This is a genomic window from Longirhabdus pacifica, assembly GCF_004115085.1.
Taxonomy (GTDB): Bacteria; Bacillota; Bacilli; order Paenibacillales; family DSM-105158; genus Longirhabdus; species Longirhabdus pacifica.
Genome location: NZ_QXJP01000006.1, coordinates 145,648 through 167,931, shown reverse-complemented (window position 1 = coordinate 167,931; position 22,284 = coordinate 145,648). Strand labels below are relative to the sequence as shown.

General features: G+C 37.9%; 13 protein-coding genes, 1 pseudogene and 1 riboswitch. Of the genes and pseudogenes, 5 read left to right on the top strand and 9 right to left on the bottom strand.

Annotated elements, in window-relative coordinates; translation table 11 throughout:
- Positions 1-27: 27 nt before the first annotated feature.
- The 6 genes from D1Z92_RS06820 to metA all read right to left on the bottom strand — a co-directional run bounded on the left by D1Z92_RS06820 (position 28) and on the right by metA (position 6,753).
- Positions 28-1,419: a sensor histidine kinase gene (locus D1Z92_RS06820; protein WP_128894913.1), complete on the bottom strand. Its 1,392-nt coding sequence runs from the start codon at positions 1,417-1,419 to the stop codon at positions 28-30.
- 3 nt (positions 1,420-1,422) lie between these two features.
- Positions 1,423-2,118, bottom strand: a complete 696-nt coding sequence (locus D1Z92_RS06815; RefSeq protein ID WP_128894912.1) for a response regulator transcription factor — start codon at positions 2,116-2,118, stop codon at positions 1,423-1,425.
- A gap of 29 nt (positions 2,119-2,147) precedes the next feature.
- Positions 2,148-3,509 carry an FG-GAP repeat domain-containing protein gene (locus D1Z92_RS06810; RefSeq protein WP_128894911.1) on the bottom strand — a complete coding sequence of 454 codons (1,362 nt, stop codon included), beginning with the start codon at positions 3,507-3,509 and terminating at the stop codon, positions 2,148-2,150.
- 18 nt (positions 3,510-3,527) lie between these two features.
- Complete coding sequence (locus D1Z92_RS06805) at positions 3,528-4,349, bottom strand: YheC/YheD family protein (RefSeq protein ID WP_164931486.1); 822 nt, start codon at positions 4,347-4,349, stop codon at positions 3,528-3,530.
- A 284-nt stretch (positions 4,350-4,633) separates the two neighbouring features.
- Positions 4,634-5,794, bottom strand: coding sequence for a PLP-dependent transferase (locus D1Z92_RS06800; RefSeq protein WP_128894909.1), 1,161 nt, complete (start codon positions 5,792-5,794; stop codon positions 4,634-4,636).
- Positions 5,795-5,841: 47 nt separating this feature from the next.
- A complete protein-coding gene (gene metA, locus D1Z92_RS06795) occupies positions 5,842-6,753 on the bottom strand; it encodes a homoserine O-acetyltransferase MetA (protein ID WP_128894908.1) in 912 nt (303 codons plus the stop codon).
- Between the two features lie 128 nt (positions 6,754-6,881).
- Positions 6,882-6,995, bottom strand: a riboswitch (SAM riboswitch).
- Between the two features lie 173 nt (positions 6,996-7,168).
- Here metA and D1Z92_RS06790 point away from each other — a divergent pair.
- Complete coding sequence (locus D1Z92_RS06790) at positions 7,169-7,612, top strand: Dps family protein (RefSeq protein ID WP_128894907.1); 444 nt, start codon at positions 7,169-7,171, stop codon at positions 7,610-7,612.
- Between the two features lie 277 nt (positions 7,613-7,889).
- Complete coding sequence (mgtE, locus tag D1Z92_RS06785; protein WP_128894906.1) at positions 7,890-9,251, top strand: magnesium transporter; 1,362 nt, start codon at positions 7,890-7,892, stop codon at positions 9,249-9,251.
- 77 nt (positions 9,252-9,328) lie between these two features.
- Here the strand turns inward: mgtE and pdxR are convergent, their stop codons facing one another.
- Positions 9,329-10,777, bottom strand: a complete 1,449-nt coding sequence (gene pdxR, locus D1Z92_RS06780; RefSeq protein WP_164931485.1) for a MocR-like pyridoxine biosynthesis transcription factor PdxR — start codon at positions 10,775-10,777, stop codon at positions 9,329-9,331.
- 183 nt (positions 10,778-10,960) lie between these two features.
- On the opposite strand from pdxR, the gene D1Z92_RS06775 reads away from it, so the two are divergent.
- Positions 10,961-11,911 (top strand): DMT family transporter, encoded by a 951-nt coding sequence (locus D1Z92_RS06775; RefSeq protein WP_128894955.1) that lies wholly within the window; start codon positions 10,961-10,963, stop codon positions 11,909-11,911.
- 82 nt (positions 11,912-11,993) lie between these two features.
- Here the strand turns inward: D1Z92_RS06775 and D1Z92_RS06770 are convergent, their stop codons facing one another.
- Together D1Z92_RS06770 and D1Z92_RS06765 are read right to left on the bottom strand one after the other, a co-directional pair.
- Positions 11,994-12,770, bottom strand: a complete 777-nt coding sequence (locus tag D1Z92_RS06770) for an alpha/beta hydrolase (protein ID WP_128894904.1) — start codon at positions 12,768-12,770, stop codon at positions 11,994-11,996.
- A 208-nt stretch (positions 12,771-12,978) separates the two neighbouring features.
- The gene (locus tag D1Z92_RS06765) at positions 12,979-18,876 is read right to left on the bottom strand and encodes a pullulanase (RefSeq protein ID WP_128894903.1); all 5,898 of its coding nucleotides are present in this window, start codon (positions 18,874-18,876) and stop codon (positions 12,979-12,981) included.
- A 439-nt stretch (positions 18,877-19,315) separates the two neighbouring features.
- Here D1Z92_RS06765 and D1Z92_RS17570 point away from each other — a divergent pair.
- Positions 19,316-20,887, top strand: a pseudogene (locus D1Z92_RS17570) (alpha-amylase); the annotation flags it as partial.
- Positions 20,873-22,111, top strand: coding sequence for a carbohydrate binding domain-containing protein (locus D1Z92_RS17565; RefSeq protein WP_240666600.1), 1,239 nt, complete (start codon positions 20,873-20,875; stop codon positions 22,109-22,111). The pseudogene D1Z92_RS17570 and the gene D1Z92_RS17565, both read left to right, overlap by 15 nt.
- Positions 22,112-22,284 lie beyond the last annotated feature (173 nt).

Below are 22,284 nucleotides of genomic sequence, written 5' to 3'. Positions count from 1 at the left end.
TAAGTTGATTGAACACGTTCATTCATCTTATGCATGATGTTTAGGACATCGTATACCTACAACGGTACCTTGTCCTAATATACTTTCAATTAATAATGAACCTCCATGTAGTTCCATCAGCTCTTTACAAATGGCCAGACCTAGTCCACTGCCGGCGGTATGTGGACTATTTTTATAAAATTTTTCGGTCACATGTGCCAAATCTTCTTGGGATATTCCTTCCCCTGTATCACGAACATAAATCATCACGTACTCTGCTTTATCTTCCACTTCAATTATAATATCACCTCCCTGAGGCGTATGTTTTAACGCATTATCAATGACGTTAATCAGTACTTGCTTCAAGCGATTGTAATCTGCTATCAGAATGATGGAGTCTTTAACGTATTGAAGTGTAATTGCAATCTCTTTCTGTTTAGCAGTCATCACATACTGATGAAACACTTCTTGCAGCAATTCGATGACATTCATCGGTGTTTTAGACAATGTTAATTGTGCCGACTGCAACTTAGAAAAATCAAGTAAGTCTTCTACTAATGCAGACAAGCGATCTGTTTCTTTGGATATAATGAGTAAGCCTTGCTTCGTTTCTTCTTTATTGTGTAAATCACCTGTTATCATCGTCTCACTCCAACCTTTGATCGAAGTAAGTGGTGTTCTTAGTTCATGTGAAATGGAAGATATAAAGTCTTTTTTCAACTTTTCATTTTTCAATATTTGTTTTGCCATAAAATTTAACGTTTCTGCAAGTTGTCCAATTTCATCATTATATCGTTTCACAATGGACAATTGGAAATTACCTTCTGCCATTGTTATCGCGGCGTTGTTAATTTCTTTTATAGGTTTTACTATCGTTTTAGAAAGGTACAGACTAATGAGAAGGGACACCATAACAATGACAAACGCAATGGCAGAAGTAATGAATGTAATTTGGGCAATTTGTTTATCTATTAATGCTAAAGAAGTGGTATAGCGAATAATGCCTATTTTTTTTTTAGACTGACGTATTGGTGCAGAAATAGACAATATTTTTTCCCCAGTCATTTCATCCTTACCAATCCATATCGATCTTCCACCTTCTATGGCTTCCTCTACATCTGGTGAAAGGGATGTAGACTCTACATAAAACCCGTAGGAGTCCATCATTTTAATAAGGTCTAAATTAAGTACTTCCATGCGAATATACGGTCTAACAAACACACTATCTCTCATAAATAACGCTTGCTCGTATAAGGATGCCTGAGGTAAATACCGTTCTAAATAAAATGATGCCGTTTTAGCATTATGATTAAGTTCTCGTCTCACGCTTTCATAATAATAATTTTCCATCGTCATAATAAACAGTATTTGCAGCAAAATAATGATAAAAAGAATAATGAGCATAAAACTGAATACGATCCTACTTCGAATGCTAGTCACATGCTATTCCTCTTTCCATATGTACCCGTAACCCCAGATGGTTTGAATATACTTAGGTTTGGATGCATCTTCTTCAATTTTTTTCCGCAGCCTTCTTACGTTTACATCTACAATCTTTAGATCCCCTATGTAATTTCTACCCCATACTTCATTTAAAATTTCATCTCTGCTTATGTTTTCATTTGGATGTTGAATAAACAGACTCATCATATGAAATTCCGTTGGTGTCAAATACATTTCTATGTCGTGCTTGTACAATTTGTGTTCTTTCATCGCTAAAGTAAACGGACCCGAATATAACGTTTCTACCTTTTCTCCATTAACGGCAGGAGTTCTCCTCCGTTGTAATGCTTTCACCCTCGCGACCAGCTCAGCAGGGCTAAAAGGTTTGATGATATAATCATCTGCCCCAAGCTCTAATCCTTTTATTTTATCCTGCTCCTCCCCCTTTGCTGTGAGCATAATAATACCCATATTGGCATGATGCTTACGAAGTTTAATGCAAACGTCAAAACCCGTTATAGTAGGTAGCATCACATCTAATACAGCAATATCTATATCTTTATTTTCGTTTATCAATGCCATCTTCAGTGCTTCTTCTCCGTTAGAAGCTTCAATAACATCTATTCCTTCACGTCTTAAATTGATCGCAATAAAATGCCGTATCGCTGTTTCGTCCTCTACAATTAACACTTTCATTAGAGCAACCTCCTGTCCACATCATTGCACTAATTCGTCCAGTGAAAGCTTTTTTTTATCGTTTCTTCATCTAACATCATATTTTTATATTCAGCCAGAGCCGGTGGTGAAAGATCATATGGTATGGATGCCATAATAGCAATAACCATTGTATCTCTTCTTGAACCCAGTTCCACAAACGTTTGTTGATTTTGTTGTAAATTTTCTTTCTCCGCCCTCCAGTTGGTAAGGGAATAAGCTTGTAATTTTAATAGCTCGGCCTGCTCTTGTGTACTAGGGTTAAAATACTGAATGACGATGTCCTGCTCTCCTTCTTTAATTAACGTAATGTTATCCCACCAAAATGTCGGAAAGTCAAAGCGATAGCCTGCTTTACTATCGATAACACTTTCCTGCACTCTTACGAGCTTGTTATCTCCGTCCCATTGCATCCAACGATGAATCAATTCTCTCTCATTCAACGATACATCATCGGTATTAGATGGAATGACGAGCGTGTCCATTTCTATAATCCCATCTTCATTCACATCCATACTCATCGTCGGAATAGGCTTGTAGCGAATATTTTCTTCTTCTGATTGTTCCGATGTCGCGAACACATCTTGTAGTTGGCCATCCATCGCTAATAATAGTGCAGTATAATGCGCAACATCACCTGCTGTTAATTCTAAAAAAACTCCCGTCTTATCGAATGAAGCTTTTCCCACTATCATTTGGCTATATCCAGTAACATCACCGTATAATTCAACTTCATTTACTAACTCTAATTCCTCTGTTTCAGATGAAAAACGGTAATAAGACGCAAAACCAGAAGATGTTTCACTGTCTAATTGAAATGAAAGCAGGTCGTCTACATTATCTCCATCCAAATCTGCGATGACGATATCCGTATAGGTTAAACTTCCTATATCTCGCACATCGCTGTTATCAAACGTATAAGCAGAAAAACCATAACTCACTTCTGTTCCTCCGCCCCAACCTATGAGCATTTCTTTTTGCCCGTCCCCTGTAATATCTTGAAATATTGCCCTTTCTAATTCGAAGCCAACTTGTTCAATTTGATGCACTAGTGTCCAGTTTTCTTCGATCTTTTCCAATACAAGGACTCCAACATGCAGCAACTCTTCTTGTTTATAAAATACAATAGCTTCATTTGCTTCATCTCCATACACATCTATTTCTTGAATAGAGCCAATCCATTTGGATTGCGTAGGAATGGTTAATTTTGCTCCATCCGGTAATAAAGTCGTCACGGATTCTCTTAAATTTTGCAAGTTCGTAGCTACTTTTGGTGCAGTCAACAAATCTGCCGGTGCAGTTAAGAAACTACAGCCGGCAGCTAAACTGATGAGTAAACATACATAGATAAACCTTAGACTACTTACAATCATGTTTGCGATTGCAGCTCCTCAATCATTGGATTTATACTGCCCTTCGTTTTCATTAGTATGTTCACTTTCATTTATTTCAATCATTTTGATGTAAGCGCGTCTGACACTTTTTATTTCTTTGAGAATTTTTTTATCTCCTAATTTATGAAACACTCTAATGAGAGGTTTTGTATTCACCTCTATGATCCATGGATGTAATTGATCGTCTAATCCTATATCTAATCCTAATTCGCCCAACTTCGGATATTTTCGATGAAGGATAGTAGCTACTTTGATTCCCACTTCTTCTAACTTGGTTTTTACTTCTTCATATTGTTCTACTTTGTTTGCTCCCTTTAATAATTCTTGCAATGAAAGTACTTTTGCTCCTTTACTTGCATTCGTAATAATTTTTTTGTCACGAGCAGAGCGACAAACGATTCCTGTTACTTTCCATTCCTTTTTTACTGTTTTTTGAACCATGACACGAACATCACTGATTTTATTATAGTAACGAAGTAAAGGTATTCCTTTTTGAATAATATACGGTCTTTTCAGTCCACTACTTTTTAACGCCACGTACATGGCCTTTAAATATTTAAATCTTCTGGTCCTATTTCCAATCTGAAATTGAAATTTAAAGTTTGCTGTTGGTTTGTATTGTGCACGCATCACACCGTTGCCATTCGAACCTCTAATCGGTTTAACGTAAACTGTTTTATGCTTTAATAACATGTAGCGCAAATGGCGTAAGGTCAGCTTTCTTGATTCCGGAATATATGCTTTTAGTTCATTATGTTGTGCTAATAATCTCGCTTTATCCCATTTACTCTTAATAATCGCAAAACGATACTTACTCAAGCAAAACACCATCCTGTCAAATGTTAATGATGAATACCCATCATCCATACTTCACCATATGATGCTTACTGCAAAAAAGCTCTTCATAACATAAAATTCATCGCCCATTTTTACGCAAAAAAACTGCCCTTTAGCAGCATAGGCATTCCCCGCAAAAGCTATTTTTTACTCTAACTTTTTTGGAGAACGTTACTTTACTGTTTAGGACAGTGCTTTGTTCATTTATATTTACTTTTTAATTTGGTTCATTCATCTATTTTGATGTTTGATTTATTATTTATACTTCATATTGATGAACAAGCTTCCTTCGCTTTGTCCAATGCTTGAGCTAAGTCTGCAATTAAATCATCTACATGCTCTATTCCAACAGAGAAGCGAAGCAATGTATGATCTACACCAATTTGATTGCGGATTTCTTCTGGAATATCCATATGGGTTTGCATCACTGGATACGTCATTAGCGATTCGACTCCGCCTAAACTTTCTGCAAAAGCAATGAGGGTAAGATGTTCTAATATAGGCGCGATCATACTTTCATGTTTTACTTTAAATGAAAATATACCTGTGTTCCCTGTTGCCTGCTTTTTTTGTATTTCATAATCGGGATGAGAAGACAAACCTGGATAATACACATCGGTAATCAACGGGTGAGTTTGTAAATATTCCGCAATTTTTTGTGTGTTATGCTGGTGTCTTTCCATTCTAAGTGCGAGTGTTTTCATCCCACGCATCAACAAGTAACAATCATGGGGACTAAGTACAGCGCCAATGGAGTTGTGAAGAAAAGCTATCTCTTCTGCCAACTTCTCTCCTTTCACTGCTATTAACCCTGCGAGCACATCGTTATGGCCTCCCAAATATTTCGTAGCACTATGGACAACAATATCAGCACCAAGCTTTAACGGTTGTTGGAAAAAAGGAGTGAGTAGTGTATTATCCACCATCACCAATATATTTTTCTCTTTGGCCCAAGCACTGACTTTTGCAATATCTGTAATCATCATCAGTGGATTTGTCGGTGTCTCGATTAACAATGCTTTTGTATTGGGTTGGTATAGTGATTCTAGTTGCTCTATACTTCGCATGTCTGCATAAGTCGTCGTAATACCAAACCTAGACATAATTTGTTCCAACAAACGATATGTACCACCATATAAATCCAAGGAAACAATGAGATGATCTCCTTGTGAAAATAAAGAGAGCACCGTTTGCAATGCAGCCATACCTGAACTACATGCAAAAGCAGCATCTCCTACTTCTAACTCTGAGAATGCTTCTTCTAATACTTGTTTGGTAGGGCTTTGTGTACGAATGTAATCGTATCCCGTACTTTTTCCTAATCCAGGATGACGAAATGCCGTTGATGAATAAATAGGAAAATTAACAGCGCCTGTTTTTGTATCAACAGTAGAGCCAATTTGTGCTAACTTACTTTCTATTTTCATTCTCTCTCCCCCCTATAAATCATTACGATATGCCAATAGGTTTGACATTAAATACTCCAATCGTAAGGCGTCACTTGATATACGTAATAGTTCAACCAATTAGAAAATAAAACATTTGCATGCGCTCTCCAAGTAACGATTGGAGGTTGTTTCGGATCATCGTGCTTAAAATAGTTTGAAGGTAACTTTACATCCATCCCTTTTTGCACATCTCGCTCATATTCCCATTGCAGCGTATTGACATCATACTCTGGGTGGCCTGTCAAAAAAATTTGTTTACCATGATCTGTTCCAACAATATATACCCCGCTCTCCTGTGACTCAGACCAAATTTCTAATCTATCATGCTGTTCTATATCTTCTTTCAAAATATCTGTATGTCTAGACTGTGGCACATAAAATGTTTCGTCAAAGCCTTTCAACAACTTCACATTCTTTTTTGCAACTTCATGAGGGAAAACACCGAATGTTTTCTCAGGTAATGCCACTTTGCGTATCCCATAGTGATGATACAGCCCTGCTTGGGCTCCCCAACAAATATGCATGGTAGAAATAACATGATCTTTAGACCAAGTCATAATACTTTTTAACTCTTCCCAATATTCAACTTCTTCAAAAGGAAGTGTTTCGACTGGTGCCCCCGTAATAATCATCCCATCAAACTTCTCATATTTGACATCATCAAAAGTTTTATAAAATTGTTGCAAATGTTCCTGCGAAGTATGTTTAGAATGATATGTTTTGGTATGCAATAATACTGGATCTACTTGAAGCGGTGTGTTTGAGATTAATCTGAGTAGCTGTGTTTCCGTCGTTTCTTTTGTAGGCATCAGATTCACAATAGCCACTTTGAGTGGTCTAATATCTTGATGATAAGCCCTCGTTTCGGTCATCACAAAAATATTTTCTTTAGATAATACTTCTTTTGCCGGTAAATGATCGGGAATTTTAATCGGCATACAATCACCTTCCTCCATTTTTATTCCATCACTCAAACGGTTTTATTACAATCAATGAAGAGGGTGTGTATATAACAAAAAAACCTCTCTTCATGAAAAGAAAGGCTTAACAAGTTCACGTTCAGCCTCTCTCATCTGTCAGAGATACAGCATCTCTGCAAGACTTAGCACCGTGCATTTCCCAGGAAATGTCGGTTGCCGGGTTTCATCGGGCCAGTCCCTCCACCTGCTCTTGATAAAAGAGTTTCATATTAATTATGTTTACTTTAAAACATGAAGCACATTACGTCAAGGTTATTTTTGTATAAAGCTATGTATAAACATGCCTGTAACATGAAACCCTATTTCATGTGGAATGAAATTAGTGTAAAATTATAGATGAAAAACAAAAACTGTAATCAAAGGAGCTACTATCATGTCGCAAAACAACTTAATTGAAATTGTAAACAAGCAAGTAGCAAACTGGTCTGTACTGTACATGAAGCTACATAATTTTCATTGGTTTGTTAAGGGTCCAGCATTTTATACGTTGCATGACAAATTCGAAGAGCTATACACAGAAGGCGCAACGTACATTGATGATTTAGCGGAACGTCTACTTGCTCTAAAAGGGAAGCCTGTCGCAACGATGCGCGAAGCGTTAGAAATGTCATCTATTCAAGAAGCAGAGGGTAACGAGTCAGCTGAACAAATGGTACAATGTATCAAAGATGATTTTGATACCATGATAGAAGAGTTAAAGGCTGGTATTGAAATAGCTGGTGAATTAGGAGATGAAGCAACAGGGGACATGCTGCTCGCTATCTATCAAAGTCTTGAAAAGCACAATTGGATGTTCACGTCGTTCTTAGGAAAATAAACGACGGCATGATTTAATCATGAATAAATTTTAAATAACATCTGAAACAAGAACGTGATTTTTTTCACAAATAAAAAATGAAACTTAATACTTAGGCAAGCGCATGCAATGTATAAAATAGTGACGTGGAACTTGCCATGTACGTTACTTAGACGGATGTAATTTTCAATTTTTTTACACGATAACCCACTACCATTATGATATGATCTTAAGAGGGATCTGTTCAACTATCGTAGTGGGTTTACTTATTCTATGAAATATAATTGAGGTGATATGCATGACGCAACCATTAAATTTAGAGGACTCCTTGCTGCATGTCATTAAACTATTAAAGGAACCTCATCATCATGGACTACATGTTTATTTAGAAGAATTTCAACCGTATGACATTGCAGAAATTTATCGCAACTTACCTACCAAACATCGTGCAAAATTTGTTACAAGTTTAGAGGCAGAATTGCTAGCGGATCTCATTCAAGAGCTGGAGTATGAACAGCAGCTTAACATTTTTCTTTTACTAGGCATTGAGAGAGCCTCCAAAATCATGGATATTATGGAAAATGACGATTTGGCTGATCTACTGAATGAATTATCTAACGATCAGACGGAACAATTTCTAGGCTCCATGGAAGCAGAAGAATCCAAAAATGTAAAAGACCTCATGCAGTATCCACGTGAAACAGCAGGGGGTATTATGACAAACCGCTTCGTATGGATACGGGAAAACTATTCCGTCCGCGAAGCAGTAGACAAGTTGAAAGCATTTGCGGAATATGCTGAAAATATTTATTATCTCTATGTGTTAAACGATCAGAAGCAGCTAGTTGGTGTCGTATCGTATCGTGATTTATTGCTAGCTGACATCAACGAAACGATACATAACATTATGTACTCACGGGTTATTTCTGTTCCTGATGATATGGACCAAGAAGAAGTAGCAAGAACGATCGGACGTTATGACTTTATTGCTGTACCTGTTATTGATAATGAGCAAAAATTAGTCGGCATCGTTACCGTTGATGATATCATTGACGTTATCGTGATTGAAGCCAATGAAGACGTTGAAAAGTTATCTGCAACAGGTAAAAATAGCATCGATTTTACTACCAATGCCCTTACGGCCTCCTTACGTCGCTTACCTTGGCTTATTCTTTTATTATTTTTAGGTCTACTTTCTGGTAGTGTCATTGCCTCTTATGAAGCTACGTTGGATAAAGTCGTTGCACTAGCCTTCTTTATGCCAATGATTGCGGGGATGACAGGGAATACAGGAACACAGTCGTTAGGTATTGTTATTCGGGGTATTGCTTCACAACATATGGATCGCAAGACGATTTTTAATCTTGTTTGGCGTGACATCGGTGTAGGGCTTATATTAGGTCTTGTTTGTGGTATTTTGATTGCCGCTATCACGTTTGTATGGCAAGGAAACTTTATCTTAAGTGTCATCACTGGGGTTTCACTTTTATTAACCCTTATTATTGGCACGTTAGCAGGGACAATGATCCCACTTCTCTTATTCAAGTTAAAAATTGATCCAGCTATTGCTTCAGGACCACTCATTACCACCCTTAATGATATTTTTTCTTTAACCGTCTATTTTGGATTAGCTACCATCTTTATTCAATATATTATTTAACCTATTTTTTGAAGAAAACGGTTGAACCGTTGGCTAAAAAAGTTGTTTTATATGAACATCCTATAAGGTGAGCTTTATTACAGTTTTGCAGATGCATGCTCGTTAATAAGCTCACAAAGCCTTTGGACTGCATAGTCCATGTCTTTTTCAGAAAGGATGGAAAAACTAATCCGCAAGTGATTATACTCTCGTTCATTCGGATAGCAAACCGATCCTGGTAAAAAGGAAATCCCTTCTTGCATTGTCTGATGAAGTAACTCATCCGTATTCAACCATTCAGGTAAAGCTAGCCATAAATTTAATCCACCAGAAACCGTATGATATGTAAATTCCACTTTTAAGGTTTGATTTATGATTTGTTGCACCCTGTCACGACGTAATTGTAAAGCCGTTCTAAGCTTTTCTAAATGATCTATCATTCTTTTCGTACTTAAAAAAGGTAAGATGGCCTTCTGTAACAAAAACGGTGTTCCTAAGTCCATCGTTGTTTTAGCAGTAAGCAATAAGTTTAAAATTGGACCATTTGCTACCATCACACCCGTCCTTACACCAGGTGCTAATATTTTACTAAAACCTTTTAGGTAAATAACGTGGCCACTTTGATCAAATCGTTTTATCGATGGGGGTGGTGGAACATCATCAAAATAAATTTCACTCGTAGGATCATCCTCCATAATAATAAAGTGATACTGTTCAGCTAAGCGAATTAACTCCATTCGTCGTTCAATACTCCATACAGCTCCAGTGGGATTTTGAAAAGTTGGATTAACATAAACCAATTTGGGTCTCAGCTTGATGCACAATTTTTCCAATTGTTCTAATATCATGCCTTGCTCATCGGATGCAGCTGATACTACATTAGCTCCTTGATTCAAAAACACATCGATAGAAGTCGCATACGTTGGTGATTGTGTGATAACGGTGTCACCATAACGAATAAATGTTTTTGTAATGATTTCTATAGCTTGCTGTGTCCCTGAAGTAATGATCATATCCTGAGGATCAACTTTCAACCTACTTTGCTTATACAGGTAAGTGGAAATCTCGTGTCTTAAATGATCATCTCCTTGTATAGGACTATATATAGCTAAAATTTCTCTATTTTTTTGTAACATCGTATCCATTTGATCTGCTATATATGCGGTAGGAATTAGTCCATGGTGTACAACGGAATGGGAAAGTGGGTATCTACTCGGTTTAAGTTTAAGCAAAAATGGTTTTTTTACCAGTGAATGCGCTATGTTATGTTGCCAATCATAAGGGGAATCCATTTCATACTTTTCTGATGACTTCCCTCCAACAAAAACCCCTTTTCCATGTTTAATATAAACTAATTTTTCTTTCTCTAATTTTTTGTATGCTTTGTTCACTGTAATGAAGCTTACATTTAGTTTTTTTGCTAGGCTACGTAAAGATGGTAACTGTTCGCCAGCTGGTAACAACTTAGAACGGATTTTGTTTGATAATTGATCATATATTTGATCACTGACTGCAACTTTGCTGTTTGGTTCAATTTGAATCAACATGACCATCACCTCTTATGATTTTCCTTCATCCATTTTCCTTTTCATCGATCTAAACTTATTGTAACAAAAATAATACGTCATTTCTCCCGAACTGTTAACCATCTCGATTTACTGTTAACTATCTCGTTTTGCTGTTAACTCCATTTTACACTATAGTCATTACAACAAGAGGAGGAATACATGATGATTATACTCAGCTACATTATAGTGTGCATTATTTTTGGCACTACCTTTTTGGGGATTAAATTAGGAATTGAAGCCGGTGCACCACCGCTCATGTTCGCTGGATTACGATTTATGACAGCAGCATTATTGGTTCTGTTATGGTATGCTTTCAAAAACCACAACATTATTTCTATCTTAAGAAATAAACAAATGATGTTTATCGGATTCTGCCTTACATTTATGACATTCTCTACGTTATATTGGGCAGAGCAATATATTAGCTCTGGGTTAGCCGCTATTTTAGCTGCTTTTGGACCGATGATGATGTACTTTATGCAAGCCTATATCAACAAAGAAAAATTAGATATGCAAAAAAGCAGTGCACTTGTTCTGGCCATGCTAGGTGTAGGGATTATATGTATGCCTGCATTAGAATTTGATGCTTCGTTTTATTGGTTTTTAGGTTGTGCTGCTGTTATCGTAGGGATGTTTTTTTATGGATTAGGTTCCATTTTTGTTAAAAAAACGTTTGCGCAATTTGAGGGGACATCACCATTTCTCCTCAATGGGATACAGATGTTTTATGGAGGGTTAGGCTTAATCCTTTTCTCCTTCATTACGGAAGCTCCGACGTTAACCTCATTCGCTAATGCGAATGCCATGCTTGCCCTGCTGTATTTAATTTTTGTAGGTTCCATCATTGGTGCTGGATTGTTTTACTGGCTCATCTCAAAAACAAACCCTATTTTCCCTGCTACGTGGTTATATGTTTCACCGCTTATCGCACTTATTTTAGGTTATATATTTTTAGATGAAGCATTATATGTGGAAACCATCATCGGTTCGATTTTTATTTTAGCAGGTGTATTTGTTGTGAATAAAAATATATTATTAGCACAATTCAAACAAGGAACGTTTTTCAAATCTAGTACACCAACGAACAATCTCTGTGACAAGTCATATCGTTAAAAAATAATCGCAAATCTATGTTACAACTAAGATTTGCGATTACTTCTTGAGCATTCCATTTTACTATTCTAAAACAATAACATTATCGTAAATAAGGATGAATAAAGCTCAGCGCTTCTGAAAGATGTTTACTCCAATAATCCCAGTCATGATCCCCAGAAAAACGATCATACTGAAAGGGGTACTTTTCCTTTTCTAAAAAAGACGCTAACTTCTCATTGACAGGGTAAACAAAATCTTCTTTGCCACAATTAAAATATAAGGGAGGGAGCGTATCTTTGCTGTATGTTTTAATCCAGTATATTAAACTTCGTTCCTGTGCGTACAATCCATTCACTGGACCAAAGATTTGTTCATATATTTCCTCACCTAACCATTCCAGTTGATCTGAAAAAGCACCAGACAAACTTGCCCCTGCAGTAAACAACTTACGATATCTCAAGGTGAAATAAAGTGCCCCAAATCCTCCCATCGAAAGTCCAGCAATGGCTCTTGTTGGTTTTGTACGGAATTGTTCTTCTACTTCTGGAATAAGATCCTGAATGATATAGTCTTCAAAGTTACCATCTCCATTAAACCAGTTCATATAATATGTACCTTGATCATGACCACCATCATTCGGCATCACCACGATAGAAGGAGGAAATTGATTTTGCTCTATCATGTTCGAAATCGTTTCATTTGCCAATCCTTTGCTATCCCAATCTATTTCTGAACCGAATCTACCATGCAGCAAATAGAGAACGGGATATCGCTCCTTACTATGTTCATAATCAAGTGGAAGATAGACATAGTAGGTTTTTCTAGCGTTTAATACAGGAGAGTAAAACGTTACGGGTTTACATATCATATGGGTCATAGCAATTCAGCTCCTTATTGTACTCACCCAGTGTCGTTACATCATATGACGAAACAGCGCTATAACATAGATAGAGCAGCACCATAACAAAGCGTGCTGCTCGACATAACCTAGTACAGAATGAAGTTTCATTTGTAGCGATTTATGCCTTATCATCTATCTATAGCATGATGCATGCAAGACAGTCATTCATGTTCTTTCATGCTATTTACTGTCCTTCTCCCATAGCCTTGGAAGATAGTATGAACGTACCGCCTTGATCTTTTCCAGGTATAGTAACGACCAGCTGTTGATTTTGTTGAACGGTATACTGCATATCATTATATTCATCATACCATACTGTTCCAACAGGGCTGTCTCCGGTCAAGGTAACTTCTTGCTCTTTGTCTGTTACATTTAACCCAATCATTAACGATTTACCTTCATACTGACGATCGAACACCAGATATCCTAGTTCGTCATTGCCTACAACGCTGCCTCTCGTCCCTTTAGCGAAGATGTGACTATATTCATTGCGAATTTCAAGTAGCTTCTTGTAGTGATTAAGCAAACTATGTTCTTCATTTTTTTGTATTTCCACTTGTCCCCATGGCATATCGGTTCGATTTTCTGAATAAATACCTTGAGAAAAATCAGCCGTTTGCCCTGTTCTCCCTAGTTCTTCACCATAATAAATGACAGGTTGCCCTTTTGCTGTGATTTGTAAAGCCGCAGCTACTTTCAGCTTACCTTCATCTCCGTCCATTTCATACAAAAATCCATTTTCATCATGACTGCTTAAAAACTGCCCCAAAGTCGCTTTATTATCGATCATTTGGTTTCGCTCTTGTAGAAATTGGTTTACCAATGTTACTTCACCATTTACAAAGTCACGTGCTTGTTCATTAAAATCGAAGTCTAACAACGAATCCATCATGCCGCTATTCAAATATCCCTCTTGGTTATACACGCCACCACCGTAGTACTCTCCGATCATTTTGAACGTTGGATCGATCTTTGTAAGTTCATTTTTCAATGAAATCCAAGTCTCATCTTCTATATGTTTCAATGTGTCAATACGGAAGTAATCTATATTATATTTCTCCACTAACTCCGTTTGCCATGCTATGACTTGTGCTCTCACCGCTGGATCTTCTGTTTTAAAATCAGGCAATCCCGCTAATTCATCTCGAAAAGGATCTCCGGGCACAATATCTCCCTCTCCTCTAAACATACCTGCGAATCTGGCTTTATCTTCAGCAGTAATGCCTTCAACGGCTGCATCAGTTTCTTTTAAGCCATAACCAGCGTGATTTAACACGACATCTACCATGACCTTCATGCCTTTTTCATGAGCAGCATCAATAAATTCCATAAATTTCTCTTCTTTACCTAAATGCTCATCAATGGCTTCGAAATTTTTTGCCCAGTAGCCATGATAACCGAAATGATCGATTTCTGGGTTAATGTTATGATCTACGTTATCTACTACAGGAGTGATCCATAACGTGTTGATGCCAAGCTCTTGCAAATAGTCCATGTTGTCGATTAAACCTTGGAAATCTCCTCCACGGTATCGTTCTAACGTTGTTGCTGCTTCATCACTATGCATCTCTGACCCATTATTCATTTCATCTCCATCGGCAAATCGATCAGTAACGACGAAGTAAATAATAGATTCATCCCAACCAGCATCAGTGGGAGATGGGGAAGACACCACTTCAATCGGTATGGGCTGCATTATTTTATTCCCGTAAGCATCTACTATCGTCACAGTAATATTTTTTTCTCCCATCGGTATATCGTCATGTACACCAAACGCAATTTCGTTTATTTCTGTGTTAATAGCTGTATGTTCATTTCCACCAAGCTCACTTAAGTCCACGTACATGTCAGCTAGTTCAAAGGTAGCATCTGCATTCAACATATCCACTTTTAACAGTACATTCTCATCATAAGAAAGCGTATTTTTCGATAAGACAGGTTGAAAATTGATCTCTGGCTGCGCATAACGGAAAGTAGAACGTGTCCCGTCATTGACATAAGGATCTAGCATCGTATAAGTGGTATTCCCTCGTGTGACAAGAAACACATATTCGTATTCCCCTTCTTCCAGATCTGCTAATTCACTATGGAAGTATTGGGCATCGGAATGATACTCCATGTCCATTACCTGTACTTCATCAGTCTGTAAGTTTTTCACTTGTACTTGCAGGGATAACGTATTTAATTTATCTTTGGCATACATCGCTTCATCACGGTAATAAAACGTAATATTACCATCTTCCATCACGGGTCCCGTTACTGCAGGTAACGTTGTAATATCAAACTCCTCTTGTTGTACAAACACTTTTGTCACGTAATTACGAACATCCGTAGTCACGCTGCGATCTGCATCGATATCTACATTCAGCCAATCATTCCATTCACCGGTACTATCCAATCCACCTTGCCTTAACTTGAATCCTACATTGGTTGCTTCTGGTCCGATAGGGATGATTGCTTTCGCAGTTTTGTCTTCCGTGAGTTCACTAAAGGCAACACCACCGTCATTTGCACCAGTAAACCACGTCCAAATGTCCCATCCTTCATAGTCATGTTCTTCTCTGTCGTAATACATGACAATGTAGCGATCATCCATCTTTTCTGTTGTAAACGTCGAGGTTAGCGTTTGCTTCTGCTTCAACTTTCCACGTTCAGATTGCAATGCTCCCTTTCGAATATTTATAGCGTAATCTGCATCATGCCAAAGCTCATCCTGTAATGTAATGATTAGTTCGTTATTGTTCGTACTGATAACATAATCACTCTGGTCCACGACATCACCGTGGACCTTCACTTCAATCCAAGATTCTTTTTTCACTTTCACGTTATCGTTAAAGAAGAAATGGATTTGCTGCTGATCAACTGGCACTTTATTTTCATCCGTACTATCCATACCAGTGTAAAGCATCTCTAACTGCTTGCTTTCTATTTGTATCACGACAGCAGTCAATGGTTGTAACGTTATATTGTCTTTCGTTAAGGTGAATCCTGAAGCCTTCTTCACTTTTTTAGTTCCCGCTTCATCGTCATCTACAATCACTTTCCCTTTAGAAAGATCTTCAGATAATGTCAATGTTCTCTCTTTATCATCGGCATTGATGAACACGTAGTACTCCCCAGTTCCGTCTGTCGCAATATTCTTGTATGCAATGACAAGATCCTCTTCTTCCATTTCAGGTGCTTCCAAGCGTGTCACTAATGTATCTACTTGTGCTTGATCTCCTAGTCTAAATGCATTGGTGTATTGACGAAGTTCGATTAACCCTTCTGTGTATGCACGAGTGAGGTTATGCGCTGGGTACTCTTTTTTATTCGTTGCTTTCTCCCAATCGAACTGATTGACAGCATCCGATGAGTCATAAGAATCATGGATCATATAACGTATCAACTTACCGTCCTCATCTAATAGCTCTGTAAATTTCTGTTCTGGCATGTCATCAGACAACCACTGCTTGGTGCGACCATATTCCTGTCCTGCATGTAAAAATACTGTTCCTTGTGATGTTAATATCATCGTATTTCCAAGTCGCATCCGTTTTAAAATTTCTTCATTGTTCTCTGGTATGGCTGGATCTTTTTTAATAGAATGAGCGATGACATCATAAAGTGGTAAGTTGTCATGTGCTGCAATGTACTGAACCATATCACCTGGATCATCGGCAGGCGTATTACTTGGCTGCCCTTTAATATTATTGAAAATGACATCCAAATTTCTTGCTCCGCCAGTAATAAAACGCGGCTCTCCTTCAGAACCAAAACCAGATTTCAACTCATTGCGTATTTCATCCGAAAATACGGCTACATCATTCGTCTGATTCATCCAATCTTGTGTGGCACCTAATCCTGCTAATGATGGTTCTGCTTCCGCAGCACTGAACGTTCTCCAACCTTCTCCGATGAATAGTGCATTTGGATTTACTTTTGCAGCTGCATCATACGCCTGCTGTACTGCTTCATATGTTGCATCTCCCATCATATCGAAACGCATACCATCGATACGATATTCCTCAAACCAATAACGCACGGAATCGACCATTAATTTTTCCGCCATCTTATGATTAGTCGCTAAGTTGTTACCGAATCCCCCTACGAAACTACCGTTTTGATCTACCCAGTAGTAGTAATCCGGAACGATGTCATTCAATGTACTCGATTTCGCTGTATGCGTGTACACCACGTCTAAAATGACACCCATTTCTGCTTCGTGTATCGCATGGATTAGTTGTTTTAATTCTTTTATTCTTAATTCAGGATCTTCCGCATCCTCCGAATACGCTCCGTCAGGTGAAAAGTAGTGATGAGGGTCATATCCCCAATTGTATGCATTCCCTGCTGCAGCATATTCCGTTTCTCTCTCGTCCATACCTAATTCATCCCCGTAATACCAAGCCATCACAGGTAAAAGTTGAACATGGGTCACACCTAATGATTTAATATAATCCAATTTTTCGATAAAAGCTTGATAGCTGCCCCATCTCACTTTATTCAAATCATCTTCGATAGAAGGATCTGAAGTAAAGTCTCTAATATGTACTTCCCAGATGATCGCGTGTTCTCTTTTTTCATAACCATCTATTTTTGCAAAATCATATCCTTTTGGATCTGTACCTTGTAAATCTACAATGGCAGATTTTCCCACTTCATCCCCATCTGCTCCTACTTCTCCGTTACTATTCACACGAAAAGCAGCCATGGACTTACCATAAGGATCTAGCACCTTTTTAGTTACGCCATTGTTTGTCACTTCATATTGATAAAAATAATGCTGTACATCTGAAAGCTCAAATTGTGCTGGCTCTAATGTAACAGACCATACACCTTGCTCTCCTAACGTTAACGCTGCTGTTCCAATTTGCTTCGTTGCATCATTTTTATCGTATAGATGAGCGACAACGTCACTTGCCATCGGCGCCCATAATTTTAAGGTAGCGCTTCCATCTTCATGATAGGTTGCTCCTAAGTCATCTCCATCATAAGCATACTGTTCATCTAACCATCTCCACCCTATATCTGCACTAACTTGTTGACCTTGATGGGTAACAGATAAAGGAACATGGTTCAAATCCATAGAAGCCAGTGTAATTTTAAGTTGAATATCATTGATAACATCAATACTTGTAATGGATAATACCTGCTCATTGGCATCCGTTATGACGAGATCACTTACCCATTCTTCTGGTTGTAATTCTTCCGTTGTGCTTAACGTTAACAACAACTCATTTTCTGATATGATTTCTGACTTTTGGAGACTATGAGAAGATTCCCAATAAGGCGTTTGATATATCGCATCATCATTTTCTCTCATCCAATAATGTTGCTGTTCTGGAGAAATTGTAATGATTTTATCTCCACCATCTTTATCTCCAGTCACTTTATTTACGATTACAAAACCTAGTTCAGCGGCTGTTTCCTGTACCGTAACATCCACATATGCGCCAAAGTCATCACGCTGCTCATCTGAGAAGGAAGTTGCTCCTGTAGGCCACTCTCCATTGGCATCAGATGCAGTCTTCACGTCCCCCCATAACCACAATCCGAGATCATCAAAGTTCTGATCTTCCCTTACATAATGTATACGTATTGTTTGATCTGGAAGCATGACCGGTTCAAATAAATGTACCATATCGGAGCCCTCACTGATCCAGACTTCCTTCATCTCAGGAGTAGCGATCATAATCAGTTTATCGCCGCCATCTTTCTCCCCATTAGCCCTATTCACAACGACTAAACCTACATTTTTTGCACTGTCCTGCAAAGGAACATCCACATATGCACCAAAATGATCTTGCTGTTCATTAGTAAATGGTAGCGCCCCACTCGGCCATCCATTTGATGGAGAAACGACATCATTGAATAACCACAATCCGTATTCTTCATATTCACCATCAGTTCGCTGGTAATGAATACGAATATGATTTTCAGGTATGACGTTCTCTTTCATTTCACTGTCCCCTGGAGACTCTATTTCGTTTGCCACCGTTTGTACCGGTGTTCCTGTAAAAATAGAAGTAAAAGTAAACATGAACATAATTCCTATAACCCATAGTTTTCTGTGAAGTCTTTTGCTCAACAATTGTTTCATCTTTTCTCCTCCTTATCATGATCCATACTACAATGGAAACGTTTGCATTTTAGGTCATCAAGTACCCTCTTTGTCTCGAGAAATAATTTGTGATTTATCAACCATTTTTTCTAACTACTTATTAATATTCTACAAATTCCCGTTTATTCTTTAAATGCAATCGTTTTCATGATTATGATAGATTCTTGTGTTTTCGTCAATACCTTTCTCTATTCTCTAAAAATAAAAAAAAGTAAAACTATTGAAAACGTTTTCACAATATAGTAAACTATCAATATAGAAAAATTTTCATATAAGGAGGGATAAAAAGGATTTAAAAAAGTAAAAATAAGTTGTTTTGTTAAGTGTTATACCTTACCAACTGAAAGCGCTTTATTTTTATTTTGATCTTTATGCAATCGTTTGAATTGCATTAAAAAATAACTTGGAGGAATATGATATGTTTAAAAACTTAAAGAAATTTTCCGCTATTTTCTCTATTCTTTGTCTCTTATTGACTTTAACACCAGGCATTGGTGCCAGTGCGAATGACGAAGCAACCACAGCAACATCATTTAATGGTACGATGATGCAATATTTCGAATGGTATCTACCAAATGGTGGAGACCATTGGAATTTTCTAAAAGGACAAGCCGATGAGCTAGCTGATGCAGGGATTACCGCAGTTTGGATTCCACCTGCATATAAAGGTGATTTCGGAATCGATGATGTAGGGTATGGGGCATATGACTTATATGACTTAGGAGAGTTTAACCAACAAGATACGGTTAGAACGAAATATGGTACAAAATCTCAATTAGAAAGTGCCATTTCATCCCTACACAGTGAAGGTGTACAAGTATATGGCGATGTTGTAGTCAACCATAAAGGTGGTGCAGACGGCACAGAATACGTTCAAGCCGTTGCAGTAAATGGTGGCAATCGTCTAGAAGATATTAGTGGACAACAAACCATTCAAGCATGGACAAAGTTCAACTTCCCTGGTCGTAACAATAAGTATTCTAGCTTCAAATGGGATTGGACACATTTTGACGGCGTGGACTGGGATCAATCTACACAACGAAACGAAGTTTTTAGATTAGTTGGAGATTTCAAATATTGGGATAAAAACGTATCATCTGAAAATGGTAACTATGATTATTTACTTTATGCAGATGTAGACTTTGAACATCCTGATGTACAAAAAGAAGTTAAAAATTGGGGAACATGGTTTGTTAATGAATTAGACTTAGATGGTTTCCGCCTTGATGCTATTAAGCACATTAACAGCGATTTCATGAAAAGCTTTTTAGACAGCACAAGATCCAATACGAACAAAGAATTGTTCTCTGTAGGAGAATATTGGAACGATAATTTAGGTTTACTCAAAAATTACTTAAATCAAGTTGACTATTCCATGTCCTTGTTTGATGTACCGTTACATTACAATTTCCAAGAAATTTCAACTGGTAATGGTAATTTTGATATGCGTAACATTTTAGAAGGAACATTAGTACAAACTGACCCAGTACATGCGGTAACATTTGTCGACAATCATGATTCACAACCAGGACAATCGCTTGAATCTTGGGTATTAGATTGGTTCAAACCTTCTGCATATGCGTTTATTCTAACTCGTGAAGCAGGATATCCTTCTGTTTTCTACGGAGATTACTACGGTATTGATCCTAACAACACAGCAGGTAAAAAGTGGGATGGAATGAAAAGTGAAATTGATCCTATTTTAAAGGCTAGAAAAGAATTTGCTTATGGAACACAGCATGACTATATCGATGATCAAAATATCATTGGTTGGACGCGTGAAGGTGACAGTTCACATGATAAATCTGGTCTTGCTGCTATCATCACCGACAATGCTGGTGGTTCCAAAACGATGTACGTTGGAAGTCAGCATGCAGGCGAGACATGGGTAGATATGACAGGAAACCAACAAACGGAAGTCACCATTGATGGAAGTGGAAACGGACTCTTTACTGTTGGTGGTGGATCTGTATCCATCTACGTTAACAAAGCTGCTTTAAATGGTGGCGGCGGTGGCGGCGGTGGAGGTGGCGGTGGCGACGATACAGTCACTGTCTACTACAAAGAAGGTTTCAGTAATCCATACATTCATTACAATGCAAATGGTACTTGGACGACGCCTCCAGGTGTGAAAATGGAAGATACAGTTGTCGATGGATACTACAAATATACGGTGGATATCAATAGTGGGACAGAACTAGAAGCTGTATTCAATGATGGCAATGGAAACTGGGATAATAATGATGAAAAGAACTACTTCTTCCCTGCTGGTACATGGACTTTTGATGAAGGTACTATCACAGCTGGAGCTCCTGCTGGCATAGATGATGAAGTCACCATCTACTACAAAGAAGGTTTCAGTAATCCATACATTCATTACAATGCAAATGGTACTTGGACGACGCCTCCTGGTGTGAAAATGGATGACAGCGATATCGATGGTTACTACAAATTTACGGTGAACATCAATAGTGGGACAGAACTAGAAGCTGTGTTCAATGATGGCAATGGAAACTGGGATAACAATGATGAAAAGAACTACTTCTTCCCTGCTGGTACATGGACTTTTGATGAAGGTACTATCACAGCTGGAGCTCCTAGCGGCGGTGGTGGTGGTGGCGACGATTCCGTCACGGTCTACTACAGAGAAGGTTTCAGCAATCCATACATTCATTACAATGCAAACGGTACATGGACGACTCCTCCTGGTGTAAAGATGGATAGTGCAGATACCGATAGATACTACAAATATACGGTGAACATCAATAGTGGCACAGAACTAGAAGCTGTATTCAATGATGGTAAAGGCAACTGGGATAACAATGATGAAAAGAACTACTTCTTCCCTGCTGGTACATGGACTTTTGATAATGGTCTGATTACATCTGGAGCTCCTGGCGGTGGTGGCGACGAAGATGGGTTAACCATTATCTTAGATGCACCTGCGGATACAGAACAAGTGTATTTAGCTACTGATTTAAACGAATGGGATCCTGGTGATGAAGCATATAAGTTAACAAAAAATGGAGACGGTGAATTTGAAATTACGCTAGACCTTGAAGAAGGAACATCTTTCAAATATAAATTCACACAAGGTTCTTGGGCATCTGTAGAAGTTAGTAGTGATGGAGGAGATGCTCCCAACCGTAGTTATACTACTGAAGGTGGTAGCGAAACGATTACCGATACTGTTGTAAGGTGGAATAACAGTTAACAACTCACATTGATATTCTAATGTATTCGTTAACAAAACATAAGAAGAGACTAGTTTAATACTGACTAGTCTCTTCTCTTTTTATTGAGGACTGTGTAGATTTGGGAAGCATTTTATATGTTCATGACACTATAATTGTACTTTTATTGTTAGTGTAGATTTTTGAAGAAATA

Bases quoted from the DNA above. Each gene is read 5' to 3' on its own strand.
- D1Z92_RS06815 (WP_128894912.1), bottom strand. From the start codon at position 2,118: ATGAAAGTGTTAATTGTAGAGGACGAAACAGCGATACGGCATTTTATT.
- D1Z92_RS06810 (WP_128894911.1), bottom strand. From the start codon at position 3,509: ATGATTGTAAGTAGTCTAAGGTTTATCTATGTATGTTTACTCATCAGT.
- D1Z92_RS06800 (WP_128894909.1), bottom strand. From the start codon at position 5,794: ATGAAAATAGAAAGTAAGTTAGCACAAATTGGCTCTACTGTTGATACA.
- metA (WP_128894908.1), bottom strand. From the start codon at position 6,753: ATGCCGATTAAAATTCCCGATCATTTACCGGCAAAAGAAGTATTATCT.
- D1Z92_RS06790 (WP_128894907.1), top strand. From the start codon at position 7,169: ATGTCGCAAAACAACTTAATTGAAATTGTAAACAAGCAAGTAGCAAAC.
- mgtE (WP_128894906.1), top strand. From the start codon at position 7,890: ATGACGCAACCATTAAATTTAGAGGACTCCTTGCTGCATGTCATTAAA.
- pdxR (WP_164931485.1), bottom strand. From the start codon at position 10,777: ATGTTGATTCAAATTGAACCAAACAGCAAAGTTGCAGTCAGTGATCAA.
- D1Z92_RS06775 (WP_128894955.1), top strand. From the start codon at position 10,961: ATGATTATACTCAGCTACATTATAGTGTGCATTATTTTTGGCACTACC.
- D1Z92_RS06770 (WP_128894904.1), bottom strand. From the start codon at position 12,770: ATGACCCATATGATATGTAAACCCGTAACGTTTTACTCTCCTGTATTA.
- D1Z92_RS06765 (WP_128894903.1), bottom strand. From the start codon at position 18,876: ATGAAACAATTGTTGAGCAAAAGACTTCACAGAAAACTATGGGTTATA.